General features: G+C 52.9%; 9 protein-coding genes and 1 pseudogene. 1 reads left to right on the top strand and 9 read right to left on the bottom strand.

Annotated features, from left to right (window positions below):
- Positions 1-377: 377 nt before the first annotated feature.
- The 6 genes and pseudogenes from ACQ76X_RS14505 to ACQ76X_RS14530 all read right to left on the bottom strand — a co-directional run bounded on the left by ACQ76X_RS14505 (position 378) and on the right by ACQ76X_RS14530 (position 12,385).
- Entirely contained in the window at positions 378-2,999 is a 2,622-nt protein-coding gene (locus ACQ76X_RS14505; protein ID WP_438494862.1) for an Ig-like domain-containing protein, read from the bottom strand.
- Positions 2,997-6,911: pseudogene (locus tag ACQ76X_RS14510) on the bottom strand (DUF5695 domain-containing protein); the annotation flags it as partial. The gene ACQ76X_RS14505 and the pseudogene ACQ76X_RS14510, both read right to left, overlap by 3 nt.
- 169 nt (positions 6,912-7,080) lie before the next feature.
- Positions 7,081-9,042 carry a glycoside hydrolase family 127 protein gene (locus ACQ76X_RS14515; RefSeq protein ID WP_438494766.1) on the bottom strand — a complete coding sequence of 654 codons (1,962 nt, stop codon included), beginning with the start codon at positions 9,040-9,042 and terminating at the stop codon, positions 7,081-7,083.
- Between the two features lie 50 nt (positions 9,043-9,092).
- Positions 9,093-9,950, bottom strand: coding sequence for a carbohydrate ABC transporter permease (locus ACQ76X_RS14520; protein ID WP_438494768.1), 858 nt, complete (start codon positions 9,948-9,950; stop codon positions 9,093-9,095).
- Positions 9,951-9,953: 3 nt separating this feature from the next.
- Positions 9,954-10,877, bottom strand: coding sequence for a carbohydrate ABC transporter permease (locus tag ACQ76X_RS14525; protein WP_038596266.1), 924 nt, complete (start codon positions 10,875-10,877; stop codon positions 9,954-9,956).
- A gap of 146 nt (positions 10,878-11,023) precedes the next feature.
- Positions 11,024-12,385 (bottom strand): ABC transporter substrate-binding protein, encoded by a 1,362-nt coding sequence (locus tag ACQ76X_RS14530; protein WP_438494771.1) that lies wholly within the window; start codon positions 12,383-12,385, stop codon positions 11,024-11,026.
- 174 nt (positions 12,386-12,559) lie between these two features.
- On the opposite strand from ACQ76X_RS14530, the gene ACQ76X_RS14535 reads away from it, so the two are divergent.
- The gene (locus ACQ76X_RS14535; protein ID WP_076113180.1) at positions 12,560-13,450 is read left to right on the top strand and encodes a helix-turn-helix transcriptional regulator; all 891 of its coding nucleotides are present in this window, start codon (positions 12,560-12,562) and stop codon (positions 13,448-13,450) included.
- On the opposite strand, the gene arfA is transcribed toward ACQ76X_RS14535, so the two are convergent.
- The 3 genes from arfA to ACQ76X_RS14550 form a co-directional block, all read right to left on the bottom strand.
- On the bottom strand, positions 13,447-14,964 hold the full coding sequence (arfA, locus tag ACQ76X_RS14540; RefSeq protein ID WP_438494773.1) for an arabinosylfuranosidase ArfA: 1,518 nt from the start codon (positions 14,962-14,964) through the stop codon (positions 13,447-13,449). The two genes, ACQ76X_RS14535 and arfA, sit on opposite strands and share 4 nt — an antisense overlap.
- 216 nt (positions 14,965-15,180) lie before the next feature.
- Positions 15,181-15,405 carry a DUF6199 family natural product biosynthesis protein gene (locus ACQ76X_RS14545; RefSeq protein WP_438494775.1) on the bottom strand — a complete coding sequence of 75 codons (225 nt, stop codon included), beginning with the start codon at positions 15,403-15,405 and terminating at the stop codon, positions 15,181-15,183.
- 71 nt (positions 15,406-15,476) lie between these two features.
- Positions 15,477-17,303: an APC family permease gene (locus ACQ76X_RS14550; protein ID WP_438494777.1), complete on the bottom strand. Its 1,827-nt coding sequence runs from the start codon at positions 17,301-17,303 to the stop codon at positions 15,477-15,479.
- Between the last annotated feature and the right edge of the window lie 238 nt (positions 17,304-17,541).

The following is a 17,541-nucleotide window of genomic DNA, read 5'->3' on the forward strand; positions in this document are numbered from 1 at the left end:
TTATAGCGGTGCGAAGCTTTCATTCCAGAGGCAGAGTGGCTTTCTTATGGTCTTTCAACAGTTCTAATGATAGCAGTCCGCTTTGTAGAAGTCTAAACCATTCGCGGCGTGGTTTCAAATCTAATCATTTTATCCTGCGTTCAGAAGGAGGCGTAACTTCAACCAAGTGGAAACGGCTTCGCCGTCCTCAAAAGGACGGTATAGGTTTCAGCGAGAAATAGAAGGATAATTTATAGCGTGAAGCATATAAATGCTTATATTTTAAACAAAGCCATTCTCCAGAGTCCTTTCGGACTCCGAAGAATGGCCTTCCCATAATCAAACTATCTGTAGTATCATGTTTAACTCATTCGCAGCGGAGACTTTGCAGGGCTTAATCACATAGCTCCCTTCTTGCCCATAGCACTCAGTAAATTGGCAAGCGCCTGTACGGTTTGTGCGCGGCTAGCGGAACCCTGCGGATCAAACCGGCCATCCGGAGCCCCTTGCATAATGCCGGATGCCAGCGCCTGTGCTACCTGCGCTTTAGCCCAGTCTGACACCTGAACTGCATCAACCATCCTTAGCGGTTCACCGGAAGCTGCTGCCCGGCCCAGCTTGTATTCATAGGCTTTGACCAGCAGTACAGCCATTTGCTCACGGGTAATCTCCGCATCGGGTGAAAAGGCTGTTGCCGTTACGCCCTGAACCAGCCCCGCCTGATAAGCGGCTGCTACGGATTCGGCATACCAGTTGCCCGAGTTAATATCAGAGAATGGAAGCTCCGCACCGTCACTCTTCAGATTAAGCGTCCGGGCCAGCATCGCTGTAAATTCAGCCCGTGTTGCCGTCCCTCCAGGAGAAAACAGATTATCCGTCACACCCGTGACTACATGTTTTGCGCTAAGCGACTTCAGCGCAGCGTAAACCCAATGGGTGGATGCTACATCCGTGAACGTCTTATCGTAGGAGAACACCGCGTAGGTACTGAAATGATTCAGCATAATAACAGCCTTATTGCGGGTGCTATCTATACTTCCTCCTGCATAACCCCACAGAGAGCTTGGCTTCTCCTTTACATACACACCCAACAGTTCATCCCTCGATATCGCAGCGGAATATGGAAGCTCCGCGCATACTGGCTGCGGGAAGGCAGACAAGACCAGTTCTGCTCCATCCCCCTTACGCAGGAGAAGGCCAAATTCATAGGCTGTACCTTCCTGCCGGTAGATCCCGCTGCCACTGCCTGACGGGATTGTTCCCGATGTTACCGGAGTGAGGGTGACCACGAGGGCCGCGCCCTTCCGTTCGGTTTCCGGCAATCTTGCACTGAGTTCAACCAGTACGGAGGCAGGAATCGCCAGCGAGGCCTCTCCGTCCTTAACGATAAGCGATCTCGTGCCAAGCAGTACTCCGGCGTTCACGGGCAGTAATGCCTCCGTTTTTCCATCATTCAGAGTCACTTCGACGTTGGAGGCTCCCTGATTCATGGCGAAGATGTCCTCACCAACCGTTTGTGTCTTCATGCCGACCGTCCCCGCACTGGCTGACGGAGTTGGCACCGGGTTCGGGGTTGGCGTCGGGTTCGGTGTCGGGTTCGGTGCCGGCGTCGGTGCCGGCGTCGGGTTCGGGGTTGGCGTTGGGGCAGCACCAATTACGGTAACTGTTGCCTTGGCTGCCACACCCGTCCCCTCCACCGTGCCGTTCACAGTAAAGCTGCCGGTATTTGCATATTGCTGCGGTGCGATACTCTGCCAGACGACTGGCACTGCAAATGTTGACTTGTTGCTGTATACAGCTGTCACCACCGAAGGCAATGCAGGTGCAATGCCTACCGTTGTGGTTACCTCCACAGCTACAAGACTGACGATCACAGGTGCTTCCGCCTCAAGTACAGACACCTCCGCCAACGCAGGCAGTGCCGTTCCTTCCGCAGCTCCGTTTACTGTGAATGTGCCTGGTGCTGCATACTGTCCCGGATCTATCTTCTGCCAGACGACCGGAGTCTCCCCGCTGGTATTGTCGGAGTAAGTAGCTTGCACTACCGTGGGCAGGGAAGGGGCAACTCCGGCAGGTGTGCTGATCTGCACCTTCTGCAGCGCCACAATGTTCCGTTCCGCCGCTTCCGTTACGGTCACCTCAGCCACTGCAGGCAGCGCTGTTCCTTCTACTCTGCCGCCTACTGTGAATTCTCCAGGCTGGGCATAAGTTTCCGGCAGCACCTGCTCCCAGCTCACCGCTGCGGTTCCCTCGCTTCCATTCTCGTACACTACTGGAATCATTTCCGGCAGGACAGGGGATACCCCCGCAGCAGTCGTTACACCGATACGGCCCACGCTCTGGATGTCCTTATCGTCGTATAAGGCTTTCACTTGCGATGCGTTCATGGCTCCGTTGTAAATCCGGAAATCATCAAGTCCGGCATTCAGCTGCGCGCCGTCTCCATAGCCGGAGACGCCGATCTTCTTGGCGTCATTGGTTGCCGTGATCGACTGCGGCGAGCCTTCCAGGTCGACCTGCTGGGCCACTCCGTTTCTGTAAATCATCCCGCTCTTGGTTGCCGCATCAAAGGTAAAGACAATATGCGTCCACTCATTCAGCGGCAGAAACTCCTCCGGCGACTGCTTCACATAGAAGCCGTTAGCTCCGTCAACGAATACAATGCTGGAATTGCCGTTGTAGGTGACAAAAAATCCGTTGCCGGCAAAGCTGCCCTCCGGTTTGAACCATAGCAGCACATTCTCCTTGTCATTCATGGCGCCGGTGCGCTTGATCCAGTAGGACAGCGTAAGGCTGCCCGGCTGCAGCTCCGGATCGTTGCCCGCATGGACAAAGTTGCCGCTTGTTCCGCTGAAGGTGAGCGCTTGGTTCTTGTGTCCCTGTCCGCTCCAATCGAGCGAGCCGTGAAGTGTTCCATCACGCCCGCTTCCCGAAACGTCTTGAACCGTAATTCCCTGACCTTCATCAAAGGTATAGCGGAGTGCAAGCTCCGGGAAGGGAGCAATAACCCGTTTCGTCACTGTTACATGAGCCCGGACTTTCGTTTCCGTGCCCACAACGGTTCCATTCACCGTGAATAGGCTGCCTTCCTTGTCATACAGACTGGGATCTACCGGCTCCCATTGTACCGGAACCTCAGACACACTGCCGTCCTCCAGTGTCGCCTTGACCGTTGCCGGAAGCTTCGGCGCCTCCTGAGCCGGAGTAGCCAGGTTGGCGTCCTCGACCGAAACAATGTTTCCGGCAGGGGCGATTAGAGCAGCAATTTCGGCAGCGCTAAGGGCTCTGCTGTAAATGCGGAAGTCGTCAACCAGACCGTCAAAATACGGATCTGCGAATTGTGATTTGCCGATGTAATTATTTTTGGTCTTGCCAAGGTCGGAAGGCCGGAGCGTCATGTGGTCATTTCTACCCGCCTCCACACCGTCGATATACAGGACACCCTGAGAACCCGTGAGCGTCACGGCTACATGTTTCCACTCGCCGGCAGGCAGTGCAGGCGCATCAATGACCTGCTCCCGTCCGGCTGCATTGCCGCCGGTAGTAATGGCAAACCGGGTGATGGAGCCCGCTTTGGGTGACAGGAACATATAGGTGCCCGTTCCGGTGCCAAAATCGAAGATCCGTGAATAAGTGCCAATCGTGTCCGCCTTCACCCAGGCGGAAATCGTAACTTCATCGGCACGGCTCAGCAATCCCTCCGGCATTTTCACATAACCGTCCTGACCGCTCAAATCCAGGGCATGATTGATTTTACCAGGAGTCCAGACTACCGAGCCGAGCACATTGGCGTCATAACCCCCGCCGGTGGCATCGGAGACTGCCGTTCCTTCGGTTTCGTCAAAGGTATAATGCGCCAGCAGCTCCGCTAGCGGCGGTGCAGCAGCAGCTTCGACCGTAACCGTATCGCTGTGCTCAAGCTCCGAATCGCTTACGGTCAGCTTGAACACGTAGGTTCCCGGCTCTGTAACCGCAAGCGAGGTGAACAGCGCTTTGCTGTTGCCGAATGTTGCCTCGCCGCCGGTTGGCCCGGACAGCAGTGTCCATTCGGAGGTCAGCTTGCCCTCCGGCAAGCCGTCGTCCTTAGCCTGGCCGCGAAGCACGGCATCATCCACCCGCAAGGTGTATGTGAAGTCCTCCCCCGCATTAACAGCCGGAGCTTGATTGTCGTCTGGCTCCGTCCCGCTCAGCTCTACAGTGTAGGCAACAGCCGGACCCGCTTCAACGGTCAGCTTAACTTCATCGCCGAAGGCATTCAGTTTGCCAGCCGGCTCACCGTCTACCCGGATGAGGTAGGCACCTTTTTTCAAGCCGCTGAAGGCAATCGTTGTTTCATGCGCCTTGCCCGGCGTCAAATTGCGCAGATTGAAACTGGCATAGTCCTTCTTCATGGACAGTTTGGCTGCCGTAAACTGATCTTTGTCCAGCTCGATATAGAGCTTCTCGGTAATCAGGTTGACCCGTTTGTACAGGCCATCCGTGGGCGTAATATCGTAATAGACGGCATCCGTGACAGAGACATCCGCCCCATAACCGGTTACCCCAAAGATCGGATCGACCGCAATATCCGCGCTGAGAATCTGAAGCGCGCCGAACAGTCCGAGATCGGCTTCACCGGTCATGCCCTTCCAGCCATTCAGCAGCGGAACATTCCGGCCCCCGCCGGTTCCATTCGTGCCATGATTGCCTTTCTCCGCCTGATAGGTCCAGGCTGCAGCTCCGAAGTTTGCCGGATCATCGCTGATCTGGCCGGAGTTGATCGCACTGAGATTGGCCAGCTTGGCGGCATAGGACAGCCGCTGCTCTTCTTCCCGGCCCGTCCCGGCGTGATAGCGAATCCAATCATCCATGGCATAACCTGCCAGGGACGCGCTGTACTGGAAATTCCACCAGTTCTCACCCGTGATGGTAACCGGGTCGGCATAGTAATACCACACCGGCATTTGGCCCCGGGACGCCCGCGTCTTGGAGTTGATTTTGCCCATCATCTCAAGCGCTTTGGCCTGCTCCGTTTCGTTGCCGCCCTGCATCTTGGCCAGCGTATATACGGCTTCCTCGCCGGTATTGTCATAGCTGTACTCCGAGCCGTACGGGTATTTGGTATTTTTAAAATTGTTGTATTTGCGCAGCATCTTGGCCCGGACATCATTAGCCTCATCCACATAACCCTCGTCTTCTAGCGCCTGAATGATATCCGGTGTCGTCAATTCGCCCATAAGCCCGGTTTCCCAGTTGTAGGATACGGGCCCTTCGTATAGCGCCTTCAAAATATTATAGGCCCGCAGCAGGTAAGTCTCCTTGGGATGTTTATAGGTGACCAGCTCAGGATAGTTCGCGGCAATTTTATACATGCTGAAGTACGTATTATAGATATGCGGGTAGGCGTATCCACGGTAAGTCGGTGTTGTGTTCGGCTCCGCCATCAGGAAGTCATGAATCAGGTAATCCTCATGGTGGCCGTTCATCAGATTCGTCCAGATTGCCGTCTCAAGATAATCGTCGACCGCCGTGATTTCCGACGCGACAGGGGTTAGGGCATTTTTTTCCGCCAAAAACTGTCCGTGTGTCAACCCCCAGTCATCGCCCCAGCCCCAATACCCGCCGAAGCTGTTCCGTTTCGATTTCGTGTTCATCATCCAGTCGTCAAAAACTTTGTCTCGAAGATCGCCCGGAAGATTCCACTGTGTGCTTTGCACCATAAAAGCCGCGTGATCCTCCAGGGCCTGGTCAACCGCGTCGATGCCGTAGAACTGCAGCACTGTTGTGAGACCGCTTCCATAATTTATGGTAACCTGCTGCGGACCGAGCTTCGTCAGGCTGAATTCATAAATATGGTGGTCCCCGCCCTTGTGGGCAAGCAGCGGAATTTCCGTGCCGTCATCCAGCTTCACACTATGAATGTCCGCCTTGGTGCGCAGATCGAATTTCACTTTCTGGTTGCTTGGCACGACCATTCCCGGGACAACAGTTACATCTATCAGTCCCTGCTCATACAGCGTATTCTTTGCCTCCTGTTCATTCGCAACGGCAAACCACTTAAACCCGTAATTCTGTGCTTCTCCCGCTGCCAACACCAGGCTCGTATTCGGCAAATAACCGCGGTTCGTTGATTTGATCACATTGGAGTGAATATAGAATACGTTCAGACCCTCAATCCATTTGCCTTCGTTATCGGGGTTCCAGGCCCATTTGCTGCCGGGATGCTCCTCATTGCGCCAGCGGTCCTGATATTCAAACCCCGCCCCCGTAGCGGAATCCGGCATCAGCATCAGGTATGAGCCAATACCGCTTGGTCTGCCCGCTGTAATATAGGAGCTGTTGTTGCCGACAAAAGAGTGGGTGACCACACGGGTTTCATAAATGGCGTCCCCATAGGTCCACTGTTCATTAAAAGGAAGCGGAAGTCCGAAGTCGCCGATCTCCAGCTGCTTTCCGCTGGTGTTGACGACATGAATATCCCATTGCAGATGCCCATCCGCTTCCAGCCTGTAGGTCTCAACCAGCTTGAAATTGCGTATGCCCTCCGCATTCCCGGAGTTCTCGTACGTAACCGTGACTTTATTGCCTTCTTTAATGATGCTCCGGACATCTTCCGACTGGTTAGTCGACGCTTTGATCCAAGCCCCGCCGTCCAGGCGATAGGTAAAGATCAGCTCACCCATCCACTGATGATCAGCTGTGTCTTGCTCAGGCGACACCTTCTTGTTCATCACATATTCGGTCGGGAAGGAATCCCCTTTGATTTTAATCGAAGAGATTTCGCCGTATGACCCGGTTTCAACCAGCAGCTTGTCACTTGTAAGCTCATACGCTCCGGCCTTTGACGGAAAAAGGACTGCTGATACTACCGCCAGCGCCACAAAGACCGCCCCCGTAAGTATCCTTCTATTCCCAAAACGCGGCTGTACTCTATCTGAAGTCGTGAATATCATGCTCTTCATCATCCCCTTCTTCTTAGATTACGGACATTCCCGTTTCTTACAGCGGATACAGGTAAGGACGGCTTCACCTCCTCTCCGGGAAAGGCGGAATCAGGCACAGCCGCATCCCGGAGCAGATTCCAGATTCATGAACATCATTAATTATCGTTGTTATACGCATTTATTTCTTTGCTTCTTCCCCAACCCAAACGGACATTTCCCCGACGCCCCGGTTGGCCCAGGCGAAATACGGAATGAAGGTCAGCCGGACCTGCTCCCTCGTCCAGGAAGAGTCGCTGCGGTACAACTCGCCGTCCCAGCTTCCTGCCGGAGTCAGGCGCGTACCGTCAGCCGCAAGGGTCTTCACTCCTTCCGGGAATCCGCTTTCCTCCGAAAGTGTAAATTCACTCTCCTCGGACAGACGGAGCTGATACAGCCTTTTGCCATTGTCGGCTTCCTCGAGGCAGTACACGAACGGCCCGCGCTGCAGTGCGATCTTCGAGAAGGTCTGGCGGATCAGCGGATGTCCTTTCATCCGTTTGACCGGCATGGCAAAGGCCAGTTCCACCGTATCGCCGGACTGCCATTCGCGGGTTAAGCGGATATAGCCATCATCGTCACCGGATGTAATTCTCCGGGACGTCCCTCCAGCCGCAACCTCCACGGCGTCACACCAATCCGGCAGACGCAGAGCCAGTGTGAAGGTAACGGGCTGCTGCGCCGTCACTTCAAAGCACACCCGCCCCTCCGAGGCATAACGGGAGTGCTGCTCGATCACAACCGGCTGCCCGGCCACAACGGTCTCCACCCGGCCGCCGATATAGAGCTCGGCGTAGACGGTGTCTCCCTGCACCGAGTAGATATATTCACCGAGCGAAGCAAGCAGGCGGGCAACATTCGGCGGGCAGCAGGCACAGCTGAACCATCCTTGGCGTTCGGCTTTGACATGATTGTAGTTTTTATTACGGCCAAGCACCTCGGGATAGACCTCCAGCGGATTCACATAGAAAAACCGGGTCCCGTCCAGGGACATGCCGCTGATAACCGTATTGTAGAGCGCACGCTCGATCACATCAGCATATTTGCTGCTGCGGTGCAGCTGCAGCATGCGGCGGGCAAAAAAGATCAGCCCGACCGAAGCGCATGTCTCAGCATAAGCCAGATCCCCAGGCAGGTCATAATCGGCGGTGAAAGACTCCCCTTGCTCCATGGAGCCTATGCCGCCAGTAATGTACATCCGCTTGCTGACGATGTTATCCCACAGCTTCCGGCAGGCCTCAAGCATACCTGCATCCTGCGTGGCAGCGGCGATATCGGCCATGGCGGTGCACATGTACACCAGCCGTACGGCATGGCCTTCTGCCGTGTCCTGCTCCCTTACCGGCAGATGGGACTGGCTGTAGGAGTGGTCATGCACCATTGAGAGCTGCGGGAAATGCAAGGTTCTGCCGCGCTTCTCCCATTCCTCCTCAAAGTAGTGCGGCTTACGGCCGCGCTGCCCGAGGAAGTAGCTGCTCATCCGCAGGTATTTCTCATTTCCCGTAGCCTGGTGCAGCTTTACCAGCGCCAGTTCAATCTCCTGGTGCCCGTCATAGCCCTGGAGCTTGCCCGGATCCGTCCCGAATACCGTGTCAATATAATCGGCAAACCGGCTGACGGCCTCCAGCAGCTTTCTTTTACCCGTAGCCCGGAAATAGGCTGTCGCCGCTTCGATCAAATGTCCTGCACAGTATAGCTCATGGCATTCCGCAAGATCGCTCCACTCCCTGCCCGGCTCCTTGAGCATGAAATACGTATTGATGTAGCCGTCACCCCGCTGAGCCTCGGCTATCAGCTCAATGACCCCGTCCGCAATCTCTTCCAGCGCCGGATCACGTTTCGTCTCCAGCAGGTACGCTGCTGCTTCCAGCCATTTGGCCACATCACTATCCTGAAAAACCATGCCGTAGAACTCGCCTTCCTCCCTCCCGGCGGCGATTTTGAAATTGCGGATCGCATGGCTCGGCTCCGCGCCTTCGATGCGGTCATTGAGCGCTTCCCACTGATAAGGAACCATCACCTCACGTACGAGCCGGATATATTCAGACCAGAAAGGATCGTTGATTTGGATGTTGCGGTTAGCGGCACTCTCTGTTTGATTCATTGATGGAGCTCTCCTCTCTTTTTCTGCGGGGCATTCCCGCCTATAGCGCCCTATCCTTTGACTCCGCCGACGGTCAGCCCCTCCATGAAGTAGCGCTGGAAAAACAGGAACACCAGCAGAATCGGCAGAATGGCCAGCACTGCGCCCGCGATCAGAGCTTCATAATTGTTCCCAAGCGGGGAGACGAAGGAGGCCAGTCCGATCGGCAAGGTGAATTGCTCTGTCGTGCGGAGCACAATCAGCGGCCACAGGAAATTATTCCAGCTGTTCATGGCCTGCAGGATGGTAATCGCTCCAAAGGCGGGGGCCATCAGCGGCACCATGATTTTGAAGAAAATCCCGTATTCCGAGCATCCGTCGATTCTCCCCGCATCCATGAAATCCTTCGGAAGCCCCAGCGCAAACTGGCGGAAGAAGAAAATCGGCAGCGGCGCGACAACAAACGGCAGAATGACGCCCCAAATGGTATTGATCAGCTTCAGGGAAATCGTTAATTTATAGAGCGGCAGCAGAATAATCTCCACCGGGATCATCATCACGACAAGCACCAGGGTAAAAATCAGATTACGCCCCTTGAAGCGGTACATCCCGAGGCCGTAACCGACCATCGAAGAGAGCAGCAGGCTCAGCAGCGTAAACAGCACGCTGATGAGCAGACTGTTCTTGTACCACCCAAAATAATTGGCGGCGGCTCCTTCCCCCGAAAAAATGCTTTTGTAGTTGGTAAAGCTCATCAGATCAAAATCCAGCCGGACATTCAGACCATAGCGGAAAAGTTCGGTCGCCGGCTTCAGCGAAGCCAGAAACAACGCATATAATGGAAACAGCATTAGTGCAGCCAGGACGACAAACAGGATCACCAGCAGCAGAGAGGAGGGGGTAAGCTTAAATTTGGATGGGGTCCGCATGAATTAATCCTCCTTCCTGAACATACCGGTCAGCGTTAATTGCACCAGACTCACCAGCAGCGTAATGGCCAGCAGAGTGATGCCGATGGCCGAACCGAAACCGAGATTGAAATATTGAAAGCCCTGCTGATAAATATAGCCGACAATGGTTAAGCCAATATTCTGCGGAGACGGTTTGCCTGCCCACAGCATATAGCTCTCCGTGAACATGGAATAGCCGCCGTAGATGGTGATCGTCACAACATAAATCGTAATCGGCTTCAGCAAAGGAACAGTGATCCGGATGAATTTGCGCATCGTACCCGCGCCGTCAATCTCGGCCGCTTCATACAGCTCTCCGGGAATGCTCTGCAATGCGGACAGGAAATACAAAATATTAATCCCGATCCAGCGCCAGCCGGCAAGCACCAGAAGCGCAAACATCCCCAGGCTGGAGCTGTACAGCCAGCGCTGGCTGGGAATTCCAAAGGCATGCAGCACGGTATTCATCAATGCGCCGTCCAGTTCGCCGAAGATCAGCCGGAAGATTACACCGGCCACAACTACAGAAGTAAGTGCCGGGATGAACAGAGTGGATCTAAAAAAATTGCTGAACAGCATTTTCTTGGAATTCAGGAATACGGCGAGCACCATCGGTACGGGAATCAGCAACAGCAGCGTCCAGATCGTATAACGGCTGCTGTTGTAGAGTGCTGCACCGAAATCCTCATTCCACAGGCCGCGGTAGTTCTCCAGCCCGACAAAGGATACCTCCCCCGGGAGAACCTCCTGAAAGCTCATCACCCCGGCATTGATCAGAGGATAGGCAAAAAAGACAGCAAAGGACAATAGAAACGGCAGCACAAACACATAGGGTGCTATTTTTTGCGAATTTCCCAGTCGGTAACCTCGCTTGACGTTATGGCCGAGCTCTCTTTGTATCTGCATAACGATGCCTCCACTCTAATTCAAAATGTAGCGGAATATAAAGACGGGCGGGCTGAAGCGGAAGTCCCGGCAAGCCTGTTGCCGCAGCAAGGGCACACTCCCTGCTGTCCTGTCACAGCCAGGACTTCCCTTCATCAACCTCCCCGTTATTTCAGGCTGGACTGCACATCCTTCAGCACCTGTGCCGGGTCCTTCATATTGATGAAGATTTCCGGCATCGCCTTGTTGCGGACCGCATCGAACACCTCCGGCGACTTCTCGCGGATATGGACCGGAGCAATTTCATCCTTGACGCTGAGCAGCGTATCAAAGATATCCGTGCCGAAATAATCGGTGAACTTATTGGATTCCTTCATGGCAGGATCACTCCATACATCTGTACGGATCGGATCGAATCCGAGCTGCTTCCAGACCTGAAGATTGCCTTCCTTGGACAGTTTGGCGTAAGCCAGGAATTCCTTGATCAGATCCGGATTTTTGGCCTGATTGGTAATGGAAGTGGCTGTTCCGCCCATGCCTGCCGAACGGTTGCCGCCTTCCTCCCAGGCCGGCATCGGCCGGATGATGATTTTGCCTTTCAGATCAGGGATATGGTCGGTGAAACGGTTCATGAACCAGAAAGGCATAAAGACCGACGCCGCGCTGCCCGAATCCATATAGCCGAAGTATTCCTCCGTATCATGGCCTGCTCCCGGCGCAACCGCCGCTACGCCTTCCTTTACCATCTTCTGGAAGAATTCCATTGTTTTCACATTGACTGGTGTATCCACAGTAACATTGCCGTCAGCGTCCACCTGATCTGAACCCTGCTGGCTGATGGCAGGCCACCAGGACCAGTTGCCGTTGCCTTCGAAGGTGATCATTGGTTTGCCGGTTTTCTCCAATACCTGCTTGCCTGCCGTCTCGAACTCGGCCCAGGTCTTTATGTCATCCGGGTTCACTCCCGCCTTATCAAGCATTTCCTTGTTGTAATACATGACGGTCGCACCTACATGATAATCAATGCCATAATACGTATTATCCTTGCTGTAAATCTCGACTCTGGATTTCACAATGTTGCCAAGCTCCGGTTCCACAATATCGTTCAGAGATACGAGCTGCGGTGTCCCCTTCATAAAGTTCGGGAATTTGCTCTGCTCGATATCCACCAGATCCGGTGCACCTACACCTGATTGCAGCGCTACCAGCAGCTTGGTATGCATGTCGTCATAAGGAATGGTCGTTGCCTCCAGCTCAATTGCCTTGTCCGGATGGCTCTCATTCCAGCTTGCCGCCATGCTCTCATAGAATTTCTGGTGCGCATCGACAAAGGTCCAGAACACCACCTTTTGCGCTTCCCCTCCGGTGTTTCCTTTCTGACTGCCATCGCTCTTCTTGCTGTTGCTGTTGTCCTGCGCCGGTTGATTGGACGGAGATGTCTCTTTATTTCCGTTCCCTCCGCCGCAGCCGCTGAGCCCCATGACCAGAATCAACAATAATACCGTCGTGCATAAAAATGCTTTTTTCATTCAACTTCCTCCTTGAATGATTTATACTTAGCCCAGTTAAGGGGATAAGCCTGTTATACAATTCCAACCTTTAAGTAAGCGCTTTATTTATAATAATACATGTTGTATTATGAAAAAAAACAAACGAATTCAACCTCATTTTTCACCATTTCAACCTGCTTGGAGGAATTTTATATGAATTCACCCATTCTTCATTTTATCTCGCCGCCCATTCCTTATTTCGTGGACTGCGGACATGCCACCTACACCGCCGGAGATGTTCACATCAACCGCAACTGTATCGGCGTATTCGACCTGATCGTCGTTCTGAAAGGGATTCTTCCAATAGGTGAAGACGACACAACCTGGGAACTGCGGGAAGGAGAAATTCTTATTCTCCGGCCGGACGGCTATCATTACGGCTCCGCTCCCTGTACCGGTGATACCAAGATTATCTGGATTCATTTCCAGACCTTCGGCAGCTGGAAGGAATGCCTCAGCATGGATGAATGTCTGGACAATCAGGCAGAGCTGATCGAAAGCCACAAGCAGAAGGCCTACCTGAATCATGCCGATGTCTGTTCCATCTTTATTCCCAAGACGATGAAGATCACCGGAAAAGCGATGGAGGTGCTGGACATGTTCTTTGAGCAGGAGCATGAGCCGCAGTCCATGCGCAACTGGAAGCGCCAGGCTTCCTTCCAGCTGTTCCTGCAGCATCTGGACCGCGATCTGGCCTCTCCCTCCGATGCGACCGCCATTCAGCTCGCGGAGAAAATTGAGCTGTTCATCCGCCACAATTACACGTCCGGCATCACCAACTCCATGCTGCAGAAGGAACTGAATTATCATCCCAACTACTTGGCCAAAAGCATGCTGAAGGTCTATGGAATGACCCCGATGGCTTATCTGCAGAACTATCGCCTGGAGCAGTCCAAGCGTCTGCTGCTGCAAACTTCCTGGTCTGTTGCCCGCATCGCCGAAGAGGTCGGATTTCACCATGTCTCCCACTATTCCTCCTGCTTCTCCAAGAAAGAGGGGCTCTCTCCATCCGGCTTCCGCAGAAAGTTCATCCGGGAACGCTAATCCTTTTGACGCAGCCGGATGACATTCCACGACAGCCTCGACAAAACAGCTGTCAGCCTGCCTTCCGACACCGACGATTCCCCCCGGCTGTGCGGTGCCACGGCGTAAGGATCAGATACGATATTGACTGCTTTCACATCGTCATGCTCAAGCACGAGATGCTCTTCTACCCGGTAATTCAAGAATCCGCGCACATCGCATTCCAGCAGCAGACTCTCCTGCAGACTTCTGTTCAGAGCGAAGATTACCAGCTCCCCTTCCGCCTCATTCCATACCACGGCGGAGTCAAGCAGCGGCACATCAGTGTAATCCTTGCTGTCGTACAGCGGGGAAATGATCACTGGCCGCAATACGGTCCCCCTGCCGTACAGGGAAGTGTGCATGTAGGGATAGAATATACTCTGCCTCCAGGCTGCGCCCCCGGTTTCGGTCATGATCGGCGCGATGGCGTTAACCAACTGGGCCAAACAGGCAATCTTAACGCGGTCAGCATGATTTAACAGCGTAATCAGCATGCTGCCGACCATCAGTGCATCCTCGAAAGTGTAGCAGTCTTCAAGCTGTGCCGGAGCCACCTGCCACGGTGTGATTTCCTTGTCGGTTTCCAGAGTATGAAACCATACATTCCATTCATCGAAAGAAAGGTTCAACGTCTTCTTGCTGCGCTTCTTCGCCTTGATGTAGTCGCACACAGCGACAATTTCCTTGATGAACAAGTCCATATCCAGTGATTTGGCCAGATAGTTCGCTGTATCATTCTCCGCATTGCCGTAATAGGTATGCAGTGACAGATAATCTACCTGCTCATAGGTATGATCCAGTACAGCAGCTTCCCACTGCGCATAGGTGGGCATGGACCGGAACGAACTTCCGCAAGCGACAAGTTCAATCGAAGGATCAACCAGCCGCATTGCTTTGGCTGTCTCGGCGGCAAGCCGTCCGTATTCCTCTGCCGTCTTCTGCCCGATCTGCCACGGGCCGTCCATTTCATTGCCGAGGCACCAGGTCTTGATGCCGTGGGGCTGCTGATAGCCATGCGAAATGCGCAGATCGCTATAGTAGCTGCCGGAAGGATGATTACAGTATTCCAGCAGGTTGCGGGCGGCGTCGACCCCTCTGGTTCCGAGGTTGACGGCCATCATCACCTCGGCATTTAATTCTTTTGCCCAGCGGATAAATTCATTGGTCCCCACTTCATTGGTCTCCACTGTTCTCCAGGCCAGATCCAGCCTCCGCGGACGCGAAGCAGCAGGACCGACACCGTCCTCCCAATTGTAACCGGATACAAAATTACCCCCGGGATAACGGATCATCGGCACACCAATTTCCCGGATCAGACCGGCCACATCCTGGCGGAATCCTCTTTCGTCAGCCTGCGGATGCCCCGGCTCGTAGATTCCCCTATATACAGCCCTCCCTAAATGCTCGATAAACGAGCTGTACAGCCGGGGATCGGCCTCGGCTAGAATATATGCTTTATCAATAGTCATTTTGGCTTTTTGCTGAATTTCCATCTTGTAGATTTCCTCCCCTATTTCAATATTTTCAACTTATGAAGTAAGCGTCTCCTTTTCTATTTTACTTGCACTTCCACTGCTATTAATACCAGGATATTGAATCTGTTTTTATAAATTCTCAACCTTTAAGAAGGATAAATAAGAGACAGGCAGCAGACCCTACAACGACAAAAAAACCTTGAAAGGCATTTCGCCAATCAAGGTTTACTGTAATTAAAGCATCGGTAAGATTCCTAATATCGTAAAAAGCGCACCCGCACATATGGCAATTGTTCCGGAAAATTTAACCGATTCCAGATAGTAGTCGCTGGGATCGGAATCCCCTTTCACCTTCCATCCCACATTCATCCGCCATCCACTTGCCGGATTCTTACGGATATATATCCCGAACGCTACAGTGGTGAGTCCGAGTATCATGATGACAATTCCGGTAATCATATGATCAGCCCCTTTTAAAATTATACGGGCATACCCGGAATTTGTTTCTTTAAATCCCTTTTTTCGGAATGCTATTTTTTCAAATGATAAGGGACTGTAGTTATGATAACGTTTCTGCGGTAAAGCAGATGTGCGCGGATCAGCAGGCTGGACTGATTATGCAGGATGTTGTGCCAGCCCTTCTTCGGAATAAACTGCGGTACAATCACGGTCACCTGGTAGTTCGATTCACTCGCCTTACGCTGCACGGTGTCGATAAATTTGGTCAGCGGATGAATGATGCTGCGGTAAGGCGAATACAGCGTCACCAGCCTCACTTCGGGATGGAATTTCTTCCACTTCTCTTCGAATATCGCATCATCCTCCCGCTCGAAAGGAACGTGGACGGCAATAATCTGTTCGGCGGACAGTGACTTGGCATAACGCAGCGAATTCTCCACCACATGCGTAATTCCGGCAACCGGAAGGATGATAATATTCCCCTCAATCGCCAGAGGTGGTTCGCAGGTCGTAATCCGCAGCTGATCGGCCACCGCTTCATAGTGCTTATGGATTCGGTAAAAGAGCAGGATAATCAGCGGCAAAAAGATCAGCACTGGCCACACCTGCGTAAATTTAGTCATGAAAAACATCATCGTGACGACGAAGCTGATGACTGCCCCGGTTGTGTTGATAATCAGCTTAGGGACCCAGCCTTCCGGCTTCTGGCGGATCCATTTGATCATCATTCCGGTCTGTGAGAGGGTAAAGGGAATAAATACCCCCACCGCATACAGCGGAATCAAATGTTCAGTCCGGCCTTCAAAAGCAATGATCAGAATAATGGACAATACGCCAAGACTGACAATCCCGTTGGAATACCCCAGCCGGTCGCCGCGGACCGTGAACATTCTTGGAATGAATTTATCCTTGGCCAGATTGACCGCAAGCAGCGGAAAAGCCGAATATCCGGTATTGGCCGCCAGAACCAGAATCAAAGCCGTTGTGCCTTGCACAAAGAAATACATAAAGTTCCGGCCAAAGACCTGCTCGGCAATTTGCGAGACCACCGTAACCTCTTCACTAGGGATGATCCCGTAATAATAAGCCAAGAGCACAATTCCGGAAAACAGGACCGCAAGTAAGATCCCCATCGCCGCCAAGGTTTTGGCCGCATTGTTCGGTGCCGGAGCCTTGAAGTTAGGAATGGCATTGGAAATGGCCTCCACTCCCGTCAGCGCCGAGCTCCCGGAGGAAAATGCCTTCAGGAGCAGAAACAGGCTGATCCCGGCTACCGGTGTACCGATGGGGGTATGCAGTTCAGCAGGCACTCGACCTGTTAAAACGTTGAACAGACCAAGTCCGATCATAATAAACAATGCAAGAACAAATAAGTAGACCGGATAAGCAAGGAAGGAGGCCGATTCTGTAACCCCCCGCAAATTCAGCGTCGTAATCAGCAGGACAAATACAACGGCAATAATTACATTATACGGATGCAAGCTTGGAAAAGCCGAAGTAATCGCGTCAGTACCGGCGGATACACTCACCGCAACCGTCAATATATAGTCGACCAATAGCGAGCCGCCGGCGATCAGGCCGGGATACTTCCCGAGGTTTTCCTTGGAAACGACGTAGGCTCCGCCGCCGTGAGGATAAGCATAAATAATTTGCCGGTAAGATAAAATCAGGGCCGTCAGCAGCACCAAAACACCGATGGCAATCGGGATGGAATACCAGAAGGCTGCTGCACTAATGGTGATCAGAACCAGCAGGATTTGTTCAGGACCATAAGCGACAGAGGATAAAGCATCCGAAGATAAAATAGCCAGCGCTTTGGTTTTGTTCAGTTTTTGGTCGCCCAGTTGATCCGATTTAAGCGGACGTCCAATCAACAATCTTTTTACCGAAGACATCATCAGCCTCACCCACACTTTTTTAATGTTATATTACCCTTGGAAGTAAATAATAATCTGAGTCCGACCGGAGTATAAATTGCCTTATTGCTTAAAGGAATCTTGATCGGTACAATTCATCCCATAAATATACATTTCAGCGACGGATTGCGCAATAGATTTAATTATGACTATCTCTGGACACCCAAAAACAATCAGCCTGAACCGGCTGCTCGTTATGAGCTGCGGTTCAGGCTGACTG

The sequence above is a fragment of the Paenibacillus sp. IHBB 3054 genome (genome assembly GCF_051594305.1).
Classification (GTDB): domain Bacteria; phylum Bacillota; class Bacilli; order Paenibacillales; family Paenibacillaceae; genus Paenibacillus_AQ.

Coding starts and splice junctions, on each gene's coding strand:
- ACQ76X_RS14535 (WP_076113180.1), top strand. CDS start 12,560: ATGAATTCACCCATTCTTCATTTTATCTCGCCGCCCATTCCTTATTTC.
- ACQ76X_RS14550 (WP_438494777.1), bottom strand. CDS start 17,303: ATGATGTCTTCGGTAAAAAGATTGTTGATTGGACGTCCGCTTAAATCG.
- ACQ76X_RS14515 (WP_438494766.1), bottom strand. CDS start 9,042: ATGAATCAAACAGAGAGTGCCGCTAACCGCAACATCCAAATCAACGAT.
- ACQ76X_RS14520 (WP_438494768.1), bottom strand. CDS start 9,950: ATGCGGACCCCATCCAAATTTAAGCTTACCCCCTCCTCTCTGCTGCTG.
- ACQ76X_RS14530 (WP_438494771.1), bottom strand. CDS start 12,385: ATGAAAAAAGCATTTTTATGCACGACGGTATTATTGTTGATTCTGGTC.
- ACQ76X_RS14545 (WP_438494775.1), bottom strand. CDS start 15,405: ATGATTACCGGAATTGTCATCATGATACTCGGACTCACCACTGTAGCG.
- ACQ76X_RS14525 (WP_038596266.1), bottom strand. CDS start 10,877: ATGCAGATACAAAGAGAGCTCGGCCATAACGTCAAGCGAGGTTACCGA.
- arfA (WP_438494773.1), bottom strand. CDS start 14,964: ATGGAAATTCAGCAAAAAGCCAAAATGACTATTGATAAAGCATATATT.